This is a genomic window from Psychromonas arctica (genome assembly GCF_038155225.1).
Taxonomy (GTDB): Bacteria; Pseudomonadota; Gammaproteobacteria; order Enterobacterales; family Psychromonadaceae; genus Psychromonas; species Psychromonas arctica_B.
Genome location: NZ_JBAKBA010000036.1, coordinates 26,128 through 42,228, shown reverse-complemented (window position 1 = coordinate 42,228; position 16,101 = coordinate 26,128). Strand labels below are relative to the sequence as shown.

Annotated in this window: 15 protein-coding genes; all 15 read left to right on the top strand. The window is 37.0% G+C overall.

Going from position 1 to position 16,101, the window contains the following annotated elements; genetic code table 11:
* Window positions 1-193 precede the first annotated feature (193 nt).
* The 15 genes from fabF (at window position 194) to V6255_RS13925 (ending at window position 15,881) form a co-directional block, all read left to right on the top strand.
* Window positions 194-1,435: a beta-ketoacyl-ACP synthase II gene (gene fabF, locus V6255_RS13995; protein WP_341628712.1), complete on the top strand. Its 1,242-nt coding sequence runs from the start codon at window positions 194-196 to the stop codon at window positions 1,433-1,435.
* Between the two features lie 150 nt (window positions 1,436-1,585).
* Window positions 1,586-2,404, top strand: a complete 819-nt coding sequence (pabC, locus tag V6255_RS13990) for an aminodeoxychorismate lyase (RefSeq protein WP_341628711.1) — start codon at window positions 1,586-1,588, stop codon at window positions 2,402-2,404.
* Window positions 2,404-3,399 (top strand): endolytic transglycosylase MltG, encoded by a 996-nt coding sequence (gene mltG, locus V6255_RS13985; protein WP_341628710.1) that lies wholly within the window; start codon window positions 2,404-2,406, stop codon window positions 3,397-3,399. Before pabC ends, mltG begins: the two co-directional genes overlap by 1 nt.
* Before the next feature lies 1 nt (window position 3,400).
* Entirely contained in the window at window positions 3,401-4,054 is a 654-nt protein-coding gene (gene tmk / locus V6255_RS13980; RefSeq protein ID WP_341628709.1) for a dTMP kinase, read from the top strand.
* Window positions 4,055-5,113, top strand: coding sequence for a DNA polymerase III subunit delta' (gene holB, locus V6255_RS13975; RefSeq protein WP_341628708.1), 1,059 nt, complete (start codon window positions 4,055-4,057; stop codon window positions 5,111-5,113).
* Window positions 5,107-5,889: a YchF/TatD family DNA exonuclease gene (locus V6255_RS13970; RefSeq protein WP_341628707.1), complete on the top strand. Its 783-nt coding sequence runs from the start codon at window positions 5,107-5,109 to the stop codon at window positions 5,887-5,889. The genes holB and V6255_RS13970 overlap by 7 nt, the downstream gene beginning before the upstream one ends.
* A 131-nt stretch (window positions 5,890-6,020) precedes the next feature.
* Window positions 6,021-6,632 carry a fumarylacetoacetate hydrolase family protein gene (locus tag V6255_RS13965; protein ID WP_341628706.1) on the top strand — a complete coding sequence of 204 codons (612 nt, stop codon included), beginning with the start codon at window positions 6,021-6,023 and terminating at the stop codon, window positions 6,630-6,632.
* 166 nt (window positions 6,633-6,798) lie between these two features.
* Window positions 6,799-7,779: a phenylalanine--tRNA ligase subunit alpha gene (gene pheS, locus V6255_RS13960; protein WP_025562467.1), complete on the top strand. Its 981-nt coding sequence runs from the start codon at window positions 6,799-6,801 to the stop codon at window positions 7,777-7,779.
* Window positions 7,780-7,791: 12 nt separating this feature from the next.
* Window positions 7,792-10,179 (top strand): phenylalanine--tRNA ligase subunit beta, encoded by a 2,388-nt coding sequence (pheT, locus tag V6255_RS13955; RefSeq protein WP_341628705.1) that lies wholly within the window; start codon window positions 7,792-7,794, stop codon window positions 10,177-10,179.
* Between the two features lie 3 nt (window positions 10,180-10,182).
* Window positions 10,183-10,488: an integration host factor subunit alpha gene (locus V6255_RS13950; protein ID WP_025562469.1), complete on the top strand. Its 306-nt coding sequence runs from the start codon at window positions 10,183-10,185 to the stop codon at window positions 10,486-10,488.
* A 644-nt stretch (window positions 10,489-11,132) separates the two neighbouring features.
* The gene (gene cobB, locus V6255_RS13945; protein WP_341628704.1) at window positions 11,133-11,855 is read left to right on the top strand and encodes a Sir2 family NAD+-dependent deacetylase; all 723 of its coding nucleotides are present in this window, start codon (window positions 11,133-11,135) and stop codon (window positions 11,853-11,855) included.
* Window positions 11,856-12,026: 171 nt separating this feature from the next.
* Complete coding sequence (locus V6255_RS13940; protein WP_341628703.1) at window positions 12,027-12,863, top strand: hypothetical protein; 837 nt, start codon at window positions 12,027-12,029, stop codon at window positions 12,861-12,863.
* Between the two features lie 58 nt (window positions 12,864-12,921).
* Window positions 12,922-13,587: a DUF2987 domain-containing protein gene (locus tag V6255_RS13935; RefSeq protein ID WP_341628702.1), complete on the top strand. Its 666-nt coding sequence runs from the start codon at window positions 12,922-12,924 to the stop codon at window positions 13,585-13,587.
* 107 nt (window positions 13,588-13,694) lie between these two features.
* A complete protein-coding gene (locus V6255_RS13930; RefSeq protein WP_341628701.1) occupies window positions 13,695-14,399 on the top strand; it encodes a phosphoglycolate phosphatase in 705 nt (234 codons plus the stop codon).
* A 36-nt stretch (window positions 14,400-14,435) separates the two neighbouring features.
* Complete coding sequence (locus V6255_RS13925) at window positions 14,436-15,881, top strand: FAD-dependent oxidoreductase (RefSeq protein WP_341628700.1); 1,446 nt, start codon at window positions 14,436-14,438, stop codon at window positions 15,879-15,881.
* The last annotated feature ends 220 nt before the right edge of the window (window positions 15,882-16,101 follow it).

Here is a 16,101-nt window from a genome sequence, read left to right as displayed (position 1 = left end):
TTTCTAAAGATAAATTTTTCTAAAGATAAATTTTTCTAAAGATAAATTTTTCTAAAGATAAATTTTTCTAACAATAAAAGTGTTCTAAAAATAAATATTTTTCTAACCAACAATAATTAATTTGAAATAATATCTAAGTATTTTATAGAAAGTGTTTAGTTATTGTTTTTAAAGCTTCATTTAGGAGAGTCTAGTGTCAAAGCGTCGAGTTGTAGTAACCGGTTTAGGTATGATATCGCCAGTTGGCAATACGGTAGAGCAATCATGGCAGGCAGTACAAGCAGGCAAAAGTGGGATTTCAAATATCGAACATTTTGATACTGAAAAATTCTCTACTAAGTTTGCTGGCCTAATCAAAGACTTTAATGTCGAAGAATACATGCCAAAGAAAGAAGCGCGTAAAATGGATTTATTTATCCAATACGGCGTTGTAGCAGCTGAACAAGCATTTCAAGATTCAGGTCTAGAAGTGACTGATGAAAATGCAGAGCGTATCGGTGTTGCTATTGGTTCTGGTATTGGTGGTTTAGGCATTATCGAAGCGAACAAAGATAACTTTGCAAAAAGTGGTCCTCGCAAAATTAGCCCATTCTTTGTACCAGCAACAATTATTAATATGATTTCTGGTCATGTTTCTATCAATAAAGGCCTAAAAGGTCCTAATATTGCAGTAACAACAGCCTGTACAACAGGTACACATAGTATCGGTTTAGGTGCTCGTATGATCCAATACGGTGATGCTGATGTGATGTTGGTTGGTGGTGCTGAAAAAGCATCAACAGAAATGGGCATGGGTGGTTTTGGTGCTGCACGTGCTTTATCTACACGTAATGATTCTCCAGAAACAGCGAGTCGTCCATGGGACGAGTCACGTGATGGTTTTGTGTTAGGTGATGGCGCAGGCGTATTAGTGATTGAAGAATACGAACATGCAAAAGCACGTGGCGCAAAAATCTATGCTGAATTTGTTGGTTTTGGTATGAGCGGCGACGCTTACCATATGACGTCACCACCAGAAAGTGGTGCTGGTGCAGCATTATCAATGAAAAATGCGATTAGAGATGCAGGTATCGAAGCAACTGATATTCAATATATCAATGCGCACGGTACTTCTACTCCTGCGGGTGATATTGCTGAAACTCAAGCCGTTAAAGGTATTTGGGGTGATGCGGCACAGTCAGTGATGATGAGTTCAACTAAATCAATGACAGGTCACTTATTGGGTGCTGCTGGTGCAATTGAAGCAATCTTCAGTGTATTAGCGATTAAAGATCAAGTGGCTCCGCCAACGATTAACCTTAAAAACCCAAGTGAAGGTTGTGATTTAGATTATGTTACCGATGGTAAGGCGCGTCCTTCACACATTGAATATGCATTATCAAACTCATTTGGTTTTGGTGGAACAAACGGTACGTTAATCTTTAAACGTATCTAGTTTTTCTAATACTGTAGAAAATTAAAAACCTGATTTAATCCATCAGGTTTTTTTATATCTAAATTTTATAAACGTTAGCCATGTTATAAATAAAATAGGATCGGTATACTCAACTTCATCAATGAAATTATAAAAGTTAGTGATAAGTCGATGTTAATTAACGGACTAGAAAATAATAAAATTAATGCAGCCGATCGAGGGCTTGCTTATGGTGATGGTTTATTCTCCACCATCAAAATTGAGTGTGGTGACGTCATTGATTGGCCACTTCATCTCGATCGTCTACAACAGGGAGCTGTTCGCCTATTTTTTCCTGATATTGATTGGCAGCAACTTCAACAAGAAGTGTTTACAGCGGCTAGCTCTGTGCTAGAGCAACCTCATTATGTATTAAAATTAATGCTAACCAGAGGAAGTGGTGGGCGAGGTTACAGTGCAGAGGGCTGTAATGATGTTCAACGTATTATCAGCCTGTCTGCTTTTCCTGATGTCTATTTACAATGGCAACAGCAAGGAATCAACATTGTACAATGCGCCAGTCAACTCGGGCGTAATAAACAGCTTGCGGGTTTAAAATCATTAGCAAGATTAGAACAAGTGTTCATTAAACAAGAATTAGCGACCTTAAATGCGGTTGAAGGATTAGTGTGTGATGAGTTTGGAAATGTTATTGAAGCCTGTAGTGCTAATGTGTTTATTTACCTTAATGATCAATGGATAACACCTAAATTAGACTTTTGTGGTGTGGCGGGTGTGATGCGAGCACGTATCATGAAACATAGTGCCATTAACGTTGTCGAAAAAGAAATATCTTTAGAAGATGTAAATCAAGCCTCTTGTCTTTTTCTATCTAATGCTTTGATGGGCATTGTGCCTGTGAAACAATACCAAGAAAAAAGTTATAGCCAACAACAGTTACAACGAATAACTGAATTACAAGTAATACTTAAGCAAGGAAGTCAGCAATAATGATGAAGAAAATTGGGTTCGTTTTATTATTTCTCTGTGTAGTGGTCGCCGTAGCATTACTGTGGTCAAAACAACAAATAGACGCTTACTTAGGTTCCCCAAGAGCACAAGAAACACAATTATTTACCTTAGCTGACGGTAGTTATTTCTCTCATTTAGCACCACAGTTAATTGATCAAGATTTATTAGATAGCCAACGTTGGTGGAAGGTCGTCTCGAAATTAAGACCAGAGTTAACAAAAATAAAATCTGGTACTTATGAGCTCCCCAAAGGGGCTTCACTAGAACAAATTTTAGTGATCTTAACGAGTGGACATGAGTATCAGTTTAAACTGACGTTTGTCGAAGGCAGTACTTATAAAGATTGGCAAACTATCTTTACTAATGCCGAACATATTCAACCGTTACAACAAACAGAACAAGAATTATTAACTGCCCTAAAGAGCTCATCTACTAAATTAGAAGGGTTATTGTTCCCTGAAACTTATCATTACACTGCTGATATGAGTGCATTTAGCATTGTTAAAAAAGCTTATCTTCATCAACAACGCGTATTAGAAAAATTATGGGCGGAAAGAGACAAAAACTTACCTTATAAAAACCCTTATGAAGCGTTGATCATGGCCTCAATTATTGAAAAAGAAAGTGGTTTAGCCAATGACCGCGATAAGATTTCATCGGTATTTGTCAATCGTTTAAAAATAGGGATGCGTTTACAAACTGATCCAACAGTTATTTACGGCATGGGCGATCGTTATAACGGGCGTATTCGTAAAAAAGATTTGCAAGAAAAAACCGCTTATAACACTTATACCATTAATGGTTTACCGCCAACGCCGATTGCAATGCCAAGCGAAGAGGCGCTTTATGCCGCATTACATCCAGCAACAACTAAGTATTTGTACTTTGTGAGTAAAGGAGATGGCACTTCTTACTTCTCTAAAAATTTAAGAGAACATAACAATGCCGTTAATAAATATATCCGAGGAATGTAATATGCCTGTACAACAAAAACTAGCGGGTAAATTTATTGTTATTGAAGGGTTAGAAGGCGCAGGTAAAAGTACTGCGATTCAATATATTCAAGACTGGTTAATCAGTAAAGGTCTCTCTGAACAGAAAATTGAATTGACGCGTGAACCTGGCGGCACCGTATTAGCTGAAAAAATGCGTGATATCGTTAAAATGGATGTCGATGACGAGCAACTAGATGATAAAGCTGAGTTATTAATTATGTATGCGGCACGCGTTCAGTTAGTAGAGCATAAAATCAAACCTGCTTTAGCTGACAATAAAGTGGTTATTGGTGACCGTCATAACTGGTCTTCTTTAGCCTATCAAGGTGGTGGTCGCGGGATTGATTTAAATCTTATTCGCGATATTAAACAGGTCGCATTAGGTGATTTCAAAGCGGACTTTACGTTGTTTTTAGATATAGAACCTGAGCTAGGGTTAAGCAGAGCACGTGGTCGCGGAGAGTTAGATCGTATTGAACGTTTAGCCATTGATTTCTTTAATCGCTCTCGTGCCGTATTTCAGCAATTAGTTGCAGATGAACCGAGCGCAGTTTGTATTGATGCAAGCCAATCATTTACTGACGTTGAAACCGCCATTAAGCAACAACTTGATACTTGGTTAGCGAGTTTATAAATGCCTACAAACAATGAAATACCAGATACAGATAATGCTGAGGTGATTTTTGAGAATGTTACCACACCTTGGTTAACGCCTTTTTATGAGAAGTTACAAAACACTTATCATGAAGGACGTTTTGCCCATGGTTTATTGTTCACTGGTAGTGCGGGAATTGGAAAATATAAACTAGCAAAACAATTGGCTCAATTTTTATTATGCACCGATAAAAGAGATAATGATGCTTGTTTTGAGTGTCATTCTTGTCGTTTAATCAGTGCAAATAATCATCTTGATTTTCACTTGTTAGAAGCTGAAAAGAATAAATCAATTGGTATTGACCAAGTACGTTTATTAACTGAAAAGCTGAATGAACGTCCGCAGTTAGGTAACAATAAAGTCGTTTTGATTAAAGGAGTTGATCAGTTAACAGAAGCCGCGGCTAATGCGCTGTTAAAAACACTTGAAGAACCGCAAGGGGACAGTTATCTTATTTTATTGGCGCGTACTCATCACCAATTAATGCCAACCTTGTTAAGTCGTTTACAGCAAACACATATTCATAGCCCAGACGATCAAACATTAATTGATTGGTTATATGCATTAGGGTACCAAGTGAGTGATTATGGCGTATTACGCTGGTTTCAAAATAGTCCATTAGCGTTACTTAATCACTTAAAAGCACTTGAACAAGATGCGTCTCTGGATACACGTCGCCAGTGTGTTGAAGGTTTATTTAATTTATTATATCAACCTATTCATCTATTCTCGTTTTCGCAATTACTGATTAAAGATGTAGAACAAAATTTATTACTGGTATTTCATCTATTACACGATATCCATAAATTAAAATTAAATAATAATCAGCTTAATGAAGATGCTATTTATTATTTTGCATTGCCACAATTACAACTTTGGCAAACGCAGCTCTCTTGCAAAAGTTTGCGTGTATTAAGTACTGAAATATTAAAGACCCGTAGTTTATTAACCAGTCATTCATCGCTAAAAAAAGAACTGTTGATTAACGCATTATTGATAAAAATTAAAAACGAATTTAAGGAAAATAAAGCATGTTAGTAGATTCTCATTGTCACCTTGACCGCTTAGACTATAAAGAAAAACATAAGAATATCGCAGACGTTATCGACAAAGCCCAAGTACAAGGCATTACACACTTATTAAGTGTTTGCGTGACGTTAGATGATTATCCAGCGATGGCTGAAATGATTGCACCTTATAAACAAGTGTCTAGTACTTGCGGTGTCCATCCTTTATACAAGGATGCAGTAATGGACGAAGCTTTATTACTTGAATATGCAAGTTCAGATAAAGTGGTTGCGATAGGTGAAACGGGGTTAGATTTCTTTTATTCACCTGAAACAAAAGAATGGCAAATGGATGCATTCCGTAAACAAATCAGAGTGGCTAAACAGCTTAATAAACCGCTTATTATCCATACTCGTGGCGCGCGTCAAGATACCTTAGATATTCTTCGTGAAGAAGGCGCAGAACAAGTGGGTGGTGTATTACATTGTTTTACTGAATCCATTGAAATGGCCGAAGAAGCGATGAAAATGGGCTTTTATATTTCAGTGTCAGGCATTGTAACCTTTAAAAATGCCAAAGAACTGCAAGAAGTAATCAAAGCCGTACCGTTGGATCGTTTATTAGTTGAAACCGATTCACCTTACCTAGCACCTGTACCACATCGCGGCCAAGAAAATGAGCCAGCTTATACGCATGACGTTGCTAAATTTGTAGCAGATTTAAAAGGTGTTTCCTTTGAAGAGTTAGCTGAAGTGACGACTAATAACTATTTCACGCTGTTCAAAGGGGCGATTACCGTTAGCTAATATTATCGTAATGGCCATTTACACCTTGAATTGAACTGTTTTTCCAGCGCAAAATTTAGATAACATAGTTAATGTAATCGGTATAAAGCTATAAAAAAGTCTGATATAAAATATGAGAAAAGGAAACTAATATGCAAACCGTATTATTAAATGGACAACAAATTACACCTTCAAAAGTGGTGTGTATTGGTCGTAACTATGTTGAACATATTGCCGAATTGAATAACGAAGTCCCGACTGAACCTGTTATTTTTGTAAAGCCAAACTCCGCTATTTCAACAGAGATCAAAACACATGCCGTTGATGCAATTCATTATGAAGCTGAGTTGTCTTTTATCATAGAAAATAATCAATTTATTGGCGCAGGAATTGGCTTAGACCTAACCAAACGAGAAGTGCAAAGTGTATTAAAAAGCAAAAGCTTACCTTGGGAAAGGGCGAAGGCTTTTGACGCTTCAGCGGTATTCTCTGAGTTTGTCGCGATTGACAATAAAGTGGAATCATTAAGTTTAGTCTTATTAATTAATGATGACATTATTCAACAAGCGAATTATGAATTAATGATTTATAAACCGGCACAAATAGTCGCTGCGGTTAATGAGTTTATGTCTTTTGAAACACACGATATATTAATGACGGGCACTCCGAAAGGCGTTGGTAAAGTGAATAAAGGCGATCGATTTACAGGTCAACTTTATAATCAAGACACGCTATTAGTGACTCAAACGTGGACCGTATTATAACGCTATATTTCACCTGTCTTTAGTAAGCGCTGGCTTGAACATGAAATAATTGTTCAATTCCAGCGTTTTATCGCCTGCAAACCGTCCTCAGCACTAGCCATATCATTCTGAACTGCGTAAAATTACATCCATATTTTTTATCACTTGTCTAAAGTAGAGTAATCAAATGCAGCATCTAGATGAAATCGTTGCTAATGCGCAACAACAGATCGAAAACGCCGCGGATACCAATGAATTAGAAGAAATTCGTTTACAGTATCTTGGCAAAAAAGGTTTAATGACTGAACAAATGAAAGGCTTAGGCAAATTACCGCCTGCTGAAAAACCAGCTGCTGGACAAATGATCAATCAAGCTAAACAAGCAATTCAAGCTGTTTTAGTTGAACGTAAAAAAGGCATGGAAGAAGCAATTTTAAATGAAAAATTAGCGTCTGAAACTATTGATGTCACTTTACCAGGTCGCGGTTCAAAGCAAGGTAATATTCACCCAGTAACACGTACAACAGAGCGTATCGTTGAGTTCTTTAGTGAATTAGGTTTTGAAGTTAAAGACGGTCCTGAAGTTGAAGATGGTTACCATAACTTTGATGCGTTAAACATTCCGCCTCATCATCCAGCACGTGCTGATCACGATACTTTCTATTTTAATCCTGATTTAGTATTACGTACACAAACATCAGGTGTACAGATTCGTACCATGGAAAATCAAGAGCCACCGGTACGTATTATTTCCCCTGGCCGTGTTTACCGTAACGATTACGATCAAACACACACACCAATGTTCCATCAGGTTGAAGGCTTGATGATTGCTGAAAACGTTAGTTTTGCGCAACTTAAAGGTATTTTGAACGATTTCTTACATAACTTCTTTGAAGAAGATTTAGAAATCCGTTTCCGTCCATCTTACTTCCCATTCACGGAGCCTTCAGCTGAAGTTGATGTGAAAGGTAAGAACGGTTGGTTAGAAGTATTAGGTTGTGGAATGGTACACCCAAGCGTTTTAAAATCGATGGGTGTTGATCCAGAGAAATACTCAGGTTTTGCTTTTGGTATGGGTATCGAGCGTTTAACAATGCTGCGTTATGGCGTAAATGATTTACGTTCTTTCTTTGAAAACGATCTTCGTTTCCTCAAGCAATTCAAATAAGGGTTATTAATAATGAAATTCAGTGAAGCTTGGTTACGCGAATGGGTTAACCCAGAAATTAGTTCTGAAGCACTACAGCACCAAATTACAATGGCCGGTCTTGAAGTTGATGACGTAGAGCCTGTTGCTGGCGAGTTCAGTAAAGTACTTATTGGTGAAGTAGTCGAATGTGGTCCGCATCCTGATGCAGATAAATTACAAGTCACTAAAATCAATATCGGTGAAGATGAATTAATCGACATCGTTTGTGGCGCTAAAAATTGTCGTTTAGGGTTAAAAGTAGCTGTTGCCGTTGTCGGTGCTGTTTTACCAGGCGATTTTAAAATTAAAAAAGCAAAACTACGCGGTCAACCATCATTTGGTATGTTGTGTAGTGAATCAGAGTTAGGCATGGCTGACAGTGCAGAAGGGATTATCGAATTACCTTTAGATGCGCCAATCGGTCAATGTGTTCGTGAATACCTACAACTTAATGACGTGATCATTGATGTTGATTTAACAGCAAACCGTGCTGATTGTTTAGGTATTGCAGGTCTTGCTCGTGAAGTAGCCGTATTAAATGGCATTGAAGCATCACAAGTAACTTGGAACAATGTTGATGTAACGATTGATGATCAAGTCGCTATTAATTTACAAGCGCCTGAAGCATGTCCACGTTATCTTGGTCGTGTCATTAAAGGCATTAATCAAAATGCAACAACACCACTTTGGATGGTTGAAAAACTACGTCGTTGTGGTGTGCGCAGTGTTGATGCTGTTGTCGATATTACACAATACGTATTACTTGAGTTTGGTCATCCAATGCATGCATTTGATTTAACTAAACTAGAGGGTGGCATTGAAGTTCGCCTTGCAGAGCAAGATGAAAAATTAACGCTATTAGACGGTAAAGAAGTTAAATTAAACGCTGATACATTAGTGATTGCAGACCAATCTAAAGCATTGGCAATGGCAGGTATCTTTGGTGGTCAAGATTCTGGTGTACAAGAAGGTTCAACAGATATCTTCTTAGAGAGTGCTTTCTTTGCACCTCTTGCTATTGCTGGTCGTGCACGTAGTTACGGTTTACATACTGACGCTTCACATCGTTATGAACGTGGTGTAGATCCAGTATTACAAGCAACTGCAATGGAACGTGCTACGCAGCTGTTAGTTGAAATCTGTGGTGGTCAAGTTGGTCCAATTACAGAAGCTGTCAATGAAGCGACTCTACCAAAACAAGCGACTATCGAGTTACGCCGTAGCAAGTTAGATCGTTTAATCGGTATTTCAATTGATTCTGATCGTGTTCAGAAAATATTAACGCAACTAGGTTGTGTTGTTTCTGAAACAGCAGAAGGGTGGTCAGCAGTTGCGCCGACTTACCGTTTTGACATGGAAATTGAAGAAGACTTAGTTGAAGAAGTAGCACGTGTATTTGGTTATAACAATATTCCAAATATTGCTCCTCAAGCCGCATTAACAATGCCTGCTCATAACGAGTCTCGTTTAAAATTATCTAAAATTCGCGATGTATTAGTCAATCGTGAATATCAAGAAGCAATCACCTATAGCTTCGTTGACCCAGATAAACAACTTAAGTTACACCCTGAAGCAGATGCACTTATTTTGCCGCACCCGATTTCGAAAGATATGTCAGCAATGCGTGTTAGTTTGTGGTCTGGTTTATTGGAAAGTGTGTCTAAAAACCAAAAGCGCCAGCAAAATCGTGTTCGTTTATTTGAAACGGGTTTACGTTTCATTAAAGATGAGCAAGCTGAAAATGGTATTCGTCAACAAGCAATGTTATCGGGTGTTATTATTGGTAACGTGAATGACGAGCATTGGTCTATTGAAACACGTGCTGCTGACTTCTTTGACTTAAAAGCAGATCTAGAAGCGGTGTTAGATTTAACCGTTGATGATGCAAGTTTTGAATTCAGAGCTGAAAAGCACAGTGCTTTACACCCAGGTCAATCTGCGGGTATTTACCGTAACGGCGTTAATGTGGGTTATATTGGTAGTTTACATCCAAGTTTGAAAAAACCATTTGCATTAAATGGCCAAGCTATTGTATTTGAAATAGAAATTGATGCAGTATTAACACGTCAATTACCGCAAGCTGGTGACATCTCTAAGTTCCCTGCGAACAGCCGAGATCTTGCATTTGTGGTCGATGATCAAGTAAATGCAGGTAAGGTCTTAAAATTTATAGAAAAAATTGGCGGTTCTCAGTTAGTTAGCATAAACTTGTTTGACGTATACAAAGGACAAGGTGTTGAAGAAGGTAAGAAAAGTTTAGCAATAGGCTTGATCTTACAAGATGCAACACGTACTTTGGAAGAACAGGAGATTGCTGATAGCGTTAATTTAATAGTTGAAGCGGTTTCTACGGAATTTCATGCATCGTTGAGAGATTAATTTATGGCACTGACAAAAGCTGAGATAGCAGCACATTTATCGGAAGAAATCGGATTAAGCAAGCGAGAAGCAAAAGAGTTTGTAGAATCTTTCTTTGAAGAAATTAAATCTACACTTGAAGCTGGTTCACCAGTTAAAATTTCAGGTTTTGGTGGATTTGAACTTAAAGATAAAGGAGAACGGCCTGGTCGTAATCCTAAAACTGGCGAAGATATTCCTATTGAAGCCCGACGAGTTGTTACTTTTAAAGCTGGTCAGAAACTGAAAGAGTTAGTGGAAACTAGTCTTTCAGATAAGCCTAATAAATAATTAATACTAAGTTTGATAATTAGGTCATTATTCAATTTGGCATGATATCTCATGAAAAGTCGCTCTGCGGCTTTTTTTTTGCCTAAAATTTACTGTGCCTATTTATTGAAATTCAGAGCAGTGATTAAATACCTAACTAGTTGAATCAATATATTATGAACTTAGACACAAATTTTTTTTGATATAACACTACAATTAATAATGCTATTTTTTGATTGCTAAATAGATAGTCAAAAAGATAGTTAACTAGATAATCAAATAGCAGATTAAATAGGAAACTAAATAGCTAAAAAATAGCGTGTTAAGGTCAATTATTAAAATAATACCAATGGAATTAAATAAGTGATCAGAGATTGTGCAGGAAAAATTAACACTAATAAGGCGTGAGTTGTAGGAGATAGTTGTTCTCACTTCAAAACTCACAACGCAGTTAGGGGTGATTTTAACCAGCAAGAATGATCACCTTATTAATTCTTTTGGTATAAGTTACTGATACAAGGTATTGAGCTTAATTATTTAATTCGCTTAAAAATAGGATGTATTGAAACAGAGTGTTGAGTAAATCTCTGTCATTAAAACGTTGAGCTAAACCATTACCCTTTTGTTTTCACTGTGAGTTATTAGCGTATATTTTAAAAAAGTCGATGAGGTCTATTGTTGTGAGTAAGTATAAGAAAATTGTGATCTTAACAGGCGCGGGCATTTCAGCTGAGTCAGGCATTAGTACTTTTCGTGCAAAAGATGGTTTATGGGAAAAATATAAACTTGAAGATGTAGCCACGTTAGACGGATATAAACGCGATCCAGAGTTAGTGTTAGACTTTTATAACAAGCGACGTCAAAGTTTTTGTTTAGGGACCAGTAAACCCAATGCGGCACATTATGCTTTAGCGGAACTTGAAGAAAAGTTTGATGGTGAGTTTTTATTAGTGACACAAAATATTGATAACTTGCATGAACAGGCGGGTTCTAAAAACGTCATTCACATGCACGGTGAATTATTAAAAGTACGTTGCGCCAAAACTAATCAAGTTATTCCATGGACAACAGACCTTACCAGCAATGATTTTTGCACTTGTTGCCAATATCCATTGCCATTACGACCTCATATCGTTTGGTTTGGAGAAATGCCACTAGGGTTAGATATTATTTATCACCATCTCGCACAAGCTGACTTGTTCATCGCTATAGGTACTTCAGGAACCGTTTACCCTGCAGCAGGTTTTGTTGAAGAAGCAAAAAGTGTCGGTGCAGAGTCAATTGAAGTTAATCTTGAACCGAGTGAAATAAATAGTCATTTCGATATTCTATTACATGGTAAAGCCTCACAATTAGTGCCAGAGTTGGTTAAAACATTGTTAGATTGAAAAGATAAGAACAACTTATAGCATGCTATGCAGTTGATTTTTAAATAATACGTATAAGCACCTAATCTACTTGAAAAGCTAACAGAACTCCCTACAATGATTCGCTGCTGAACAGCTATTATTAAGCTGTTATTTAGCTTTTATTTATTTTAGTAGGGAAGTTAGCTTGTTATGAACTCAAAATATTTTGTATTAGGTGGTGATATTAAAAAGTCACTTGCCGAAGGGTATCGATTTGATTTAAAGAAATTGTTATTAGATGCGCTTAAAGTTACCCGTAAACATTTCTTACCACTCCTTACCGCTTGTATTTTCATCATGCTTGTTTCCTTTGCTTTATTAAGTATCTTTATTGATGGCAGTACTTCTTTGAGCGACCCTAAAGTCATTGGTGTTTTCTTTATTTTTGCATTATTAATTGCCCCTCCTTTAATGACCGGTTTGATCATGATGGGTGTTCATCATTCCGTTGGCTTAAAAACTAATTCATTTCACCTATTTAACTACTTCAAAATGTTGTTGAAATTATCGTTAGCCGCAATGATGGTTAATTTGATGACAAATGCGGCAAGTATGGCACTTGGGCAAGTATTTGGCAGTGCTGGGTTTGTGTTGTCTATTATTGTTTTATTGTATTTAAAAATGTCTTTTTGTTTGGTTTATCCTTTAATTGCAGAAAAGAAAGTGTCTCCTGTTGTTGCCTTAAAACTGTCCTTTAAATTAGTGCATAAAAATATCGGGCAATTTACACAATTACTTCTTCTTTTCTGTGCATTATTTATTGTTGGGATTTTAACCTCAGGTATTGGCTTACTATTTGTTATTCCATTTTGCATTAATGTCATTGGACTGGTTTATCGTGATATTTGTGGTGTTAGCATTGCAGTTACTGATGCATCAGACTCAAGCGAGCATAATCAAGATAAAAATAATGACCACAAAAGTGATACTGATAACTCAGATGATGATCATCATTCAGGTCCTAAAAGCGGTGGTTTTGAAGCCTAGTTTCAGTCATTTAGTCTTTTATTCATTAATAGTAAGTAAAAAAGTAAGGAATTAAGGCATGCGTTTATTACTTGTCGTTTCGCTAATGTTGTTTTCTTCATTTAGCCAAGCATCTACTATCAAGTTAAATTATTCAGTTTTCTTTAGTTACATGAAAACCATGTATAAATTAGATTACCCTTATGTGACGACGGCTTTTTACTTAATAGATAAGGGTGATCAAAGCTTATGTCATATTAATAACGCAGAGATCGTCGTTGAAGATGTTAATGAACCCATTCTTTTCCAGCCAGAAGGGCGCCTATTGCCATTTTATTCAGATCAACATCGTCAAGATGGCGCAGTATTGGTGGTCGATCTCGACGATGGTAAAACGCTTTCTAGCTGTAACTTACAAATAACAGTGATGGCAAAAGAACGTGAGCTTGCCAATTTAAATGAACAAAAGTTAGTCGCTATTGCTGAACAACTTGAAGGCGTATTAAAGAAAAATGCAGGCATGATTGGTAAATACTTTTTACCTGAGTTTGCAGGCGTTCGATTAACACCCACTTCGCCATTAACAGAATCACAGTTAAAGGCGCTAGGTAATCAAGTTAGTATGGCAAATAACGGCGACCTTTTACTGAAAAAAGATGCTTTCAACATAATAAATAAAATAAATGAACTTAATCTTTTACTTAAACGTATAACCCCATGGATGGTAAATAATAACCCTAGTTAAATTAAAGGTTTAATAGAGGTTATTAACGTCATACATTTTGATAGTATGACTATATTGAAAGTAAAAAGTTATCATAAGTTAAAAGCACAAGCACTTAGGAGTTACTCTTGAAATTTACAGGCAAAAAAGCGGTTTTATTTGATTTAGACGGTACTTTAATTGATAGCGCACCAGACCTAGCATTAGCCATTAACCACATGTTAACGAGTATTGGCCGTGAAGAAATTTCACCGACTATCATCCGTTCTTGGGTAGGTAATGGCGCGAGTATTTTAGTGCAAAGAGGGTTATCAGGTCAGACTGACATTGACGAGAATTTAGATCCTGAATTACTAGAAAAATCACTGGCTATCTTCCTTGATTTTTATGCTAAAAATTTATGTGTTGATACGGTTACTTATCCTCACGTTCGTGCATCACTTAAAATATTAAAAGCGAAAGGTTACCAATTAGCGATTGTGACCAATAAACCTTATGACTTTATCCAGCCTATTCTTGATGGATTAGCGTTAAATGGATTGTTTGAGCTGTTAGTTGGTGGCGATACGTTAGAAAAACGCAAACCAGATCCACTACCATTACATTATGCTTGTGAAAAGTTAGGTGTCACGGTTGAACAATGTGTGATGGTTGGTGATTCTAAAAATGATGTACTTGCTGCGAATGCTGCGAATATGCAGAGTATCGGTTTAAGTTATGGATATAACTACGGCGAAGACATCAACGAACATAATCCAGATGTTAGTTTTGATGATTTTGCTGACATTATTGCTACGCTTTCTGATATCAATGAGTATGAATTAAGCGAGTAATTACAGTCTTTTAACATAGATATAAATGGTTTTATAATGACTACGAATGAAATGTCAGATAAAAAAATTGCTATTATCGGCGGTGGTATAGCAGGTGCTTCCATTGCATTGTGTTTAAGTGAAATAGGCTTACAAGTCGACTTGTTTGAAAAGGGGACTAGTTTAGTTAATGGTCCACCTATTTGTCATTTGCATGCTGGTGGGAATCTGTATCGTGAAATTCCTGATAAGCAATGTATTACATTATTAAAAGAGTCTATTGAAGCGCTACGCTTATACCCAGACTCAGTGGATTATCGCCCGACAGTGATTGCCATTCCTCAACAGGATGCCGGACAACCATTAGATTTATTGCCGCGTTTAACGTTATTGCAAAATGAATATCAAAAGCTCATAGAGCATGACGTAAACAACCAAGTACTAGGTGAGCCAGGTGACTATTACCGTTTATTTGAGCTAGAAGAGTTACAAGCGCTGGCTTTATTAGATGAGAAAAAAGTGCCTGAAACAGCTGAGCAATGGATGATTCCATTTGCTAAGCATGTTGATTTATCATTACTTAAATTTCCTGTGGTATTAGTTCAAGAATTTGGTTGGAATGTATTTCGCTTAGGGGCAACAGCAGCTCTTTCATTAGAAAAAAATGAGTTATGCCAAATACATTTAAATAATAAAGTGACTAAAATAGACCAAGATAAGCAACAAAAATGGTCTATCACTAGTGAAGAAAATGGCGTAACGAGTACACATGAGTTTGATTACTTGATCAATGCCGCTGGTTTTAAAACCGGTGAAATTGATGACCTAGCTGGTTTCTACCGTCAACGATTAGTTGAATTTAAAGCCGCTTATGTGACGCAATGGCAAGGTACAGAAGGATTGTGGCCTGAAGTTATCTTTCATGGCGTTCGTGGTACACCAGAAGGCATGGCGCAGTTTACGCCTTATGCTGATAACCTAGTGCAATTGCATGGCATGACAGATGAAATAACTTTGTTTGAAAATGGCTTAGTAGCCAATGCTGAAAACAGTTCCCAACCGAAGTTAGCACCTGAATTGTTACGTAAAATTGATGTTGGTTGGTTGAATCAAGAAATAACCACGCGAGGTCAACGTGCCATTGCACATTTGTCTCGTTATATTCCGGCCTTCAAAGAAGCGACGGTGACGGGTAAACCATTATTTGGTGCTCAGCAAATTCCTGGTGAAGATGCTAATTTACGTGCGGCGGGTGTTTCTTTTGAAAACAATAACTACGCGCGTTGTGAAATAGTAAAAGCCTCTTCAGTATTAACTTGTGCTGATGCCTTGATGGAGAAGTTATTTGAAATTGGTTTTGTTGATAAAAGTGCGATTGGTGCTCGTTTATTTCCAATTACACACTCTATTAGCGACCAAGCAATTACTGAACGCTCTGAGCTTTACACACAACAACGTGGCTACCCGATCGCATTAGCTTATCGTAATATTAAGCAGTCATAACAAATTAAACCTTAAATGATGTAATCAAAAGTAAATCCTATGGCTCAACAGGTCATAGGATTTTTTTGTTTCTCTATTCCTATCCTTGAATTATCCCTCTCTCGACACCATTATTAACACTCAACGCCTAATTCTTAGTTAATGATACGATCACCTCCTAACATATTGAGTATATTGTGAATAATACTTCTGCTGATGACGCCTATTTAGAAAACAAGTC

Excerpts from the sequence above, each read along its gene's own strand:
- V6255_RS13950 (WP_025562469.1), top strand. The coding sequence starts at position 10,183 with ATGGCACTGACAAAAGCTGAGATAGCAGCACATTTATCGGAAGAAATC.
- pabC (WP_341628711.1), top strand. The coding sequence starts at position 1,586 with ATGTTAATTAACGGACTAGAAAATAATAAAATTAATGCAGCCGATCGA.
- V6255_RS13940 (WP_341628703.1), top strand. The coding sequence starts at position 12,027 with ATGAACTCAAAATATTTTGTATTAGGTGGTGATATTAAAAAGTCACTT.
- V6255_RS13925 (WP_341628700.1), top strand. The coding sequence starts at position 14,436 with ATGACTACGAATGAAATGTCAGATAAAAAAATTGCTATTATCGGCGGT.
- holB (WP_341628708.1), top strand. The coding sequence starts at position 4,055 with ATGCCTACAAACAATGAAATACCAGATACAGATAATGCTGAGGTGATT.
- V6255_RS13935 (WP_341628702.1), top strand. The coding sequence starts at position 12,922 with ATGCGTTTATTACTTGTCGTTTCGCTAATGTTGTTTTCTTCATTTAGC.
- cobB (WP_341628704.1), top strand. The coding sequence starts at position 11,133 with ATGAGGTCTATTGTTGTGAGTAAGTATAAGAAAATTGTGATCTTAACA.
- V6255_RS13970 (WP_341628707.1), top strand. The coding sequence starts at position 5,107 with ATGTTAGTAGATTCTCATTGTCACCTTGACCGCTTAGACTATAAAGAA.
- V6255_RS13965 (WP_341628706.1), top strand. The coding sequence starts at position 6,021 with ATGCAAACCGTATTATTAAATGGACAACAAATTACACCTTCAAAAGTG.
- pheS (WP_025562467.1), top strand. The coding sequence starts at position 6,799 with ATGCAGCATCTAGATGAAATCGTTGCTAATGCGCAACAACAGATCGAA.
- mltG (WP_341628710.1), top strand. The coding sequence starts at position 2,404 with ATGATGAAGAAAATTGGGTTCGTTTTATTATTTCTCTGTGTAGTGGTC.
- tmk (WP_341628709.1), top strand. The coding sequence starts at position 3,401 with ATGCCTGTACAACAAAAACTAGCGGGTAAATTTATTGTTATTGAAGGG.
- pheT (WP_341628705.1), top strand. The coding sequence starts at position 7,792 with ATGAAATTCAGTGAAGCTTGGTTACGCGAATGGGTTAACCCAGAAATT.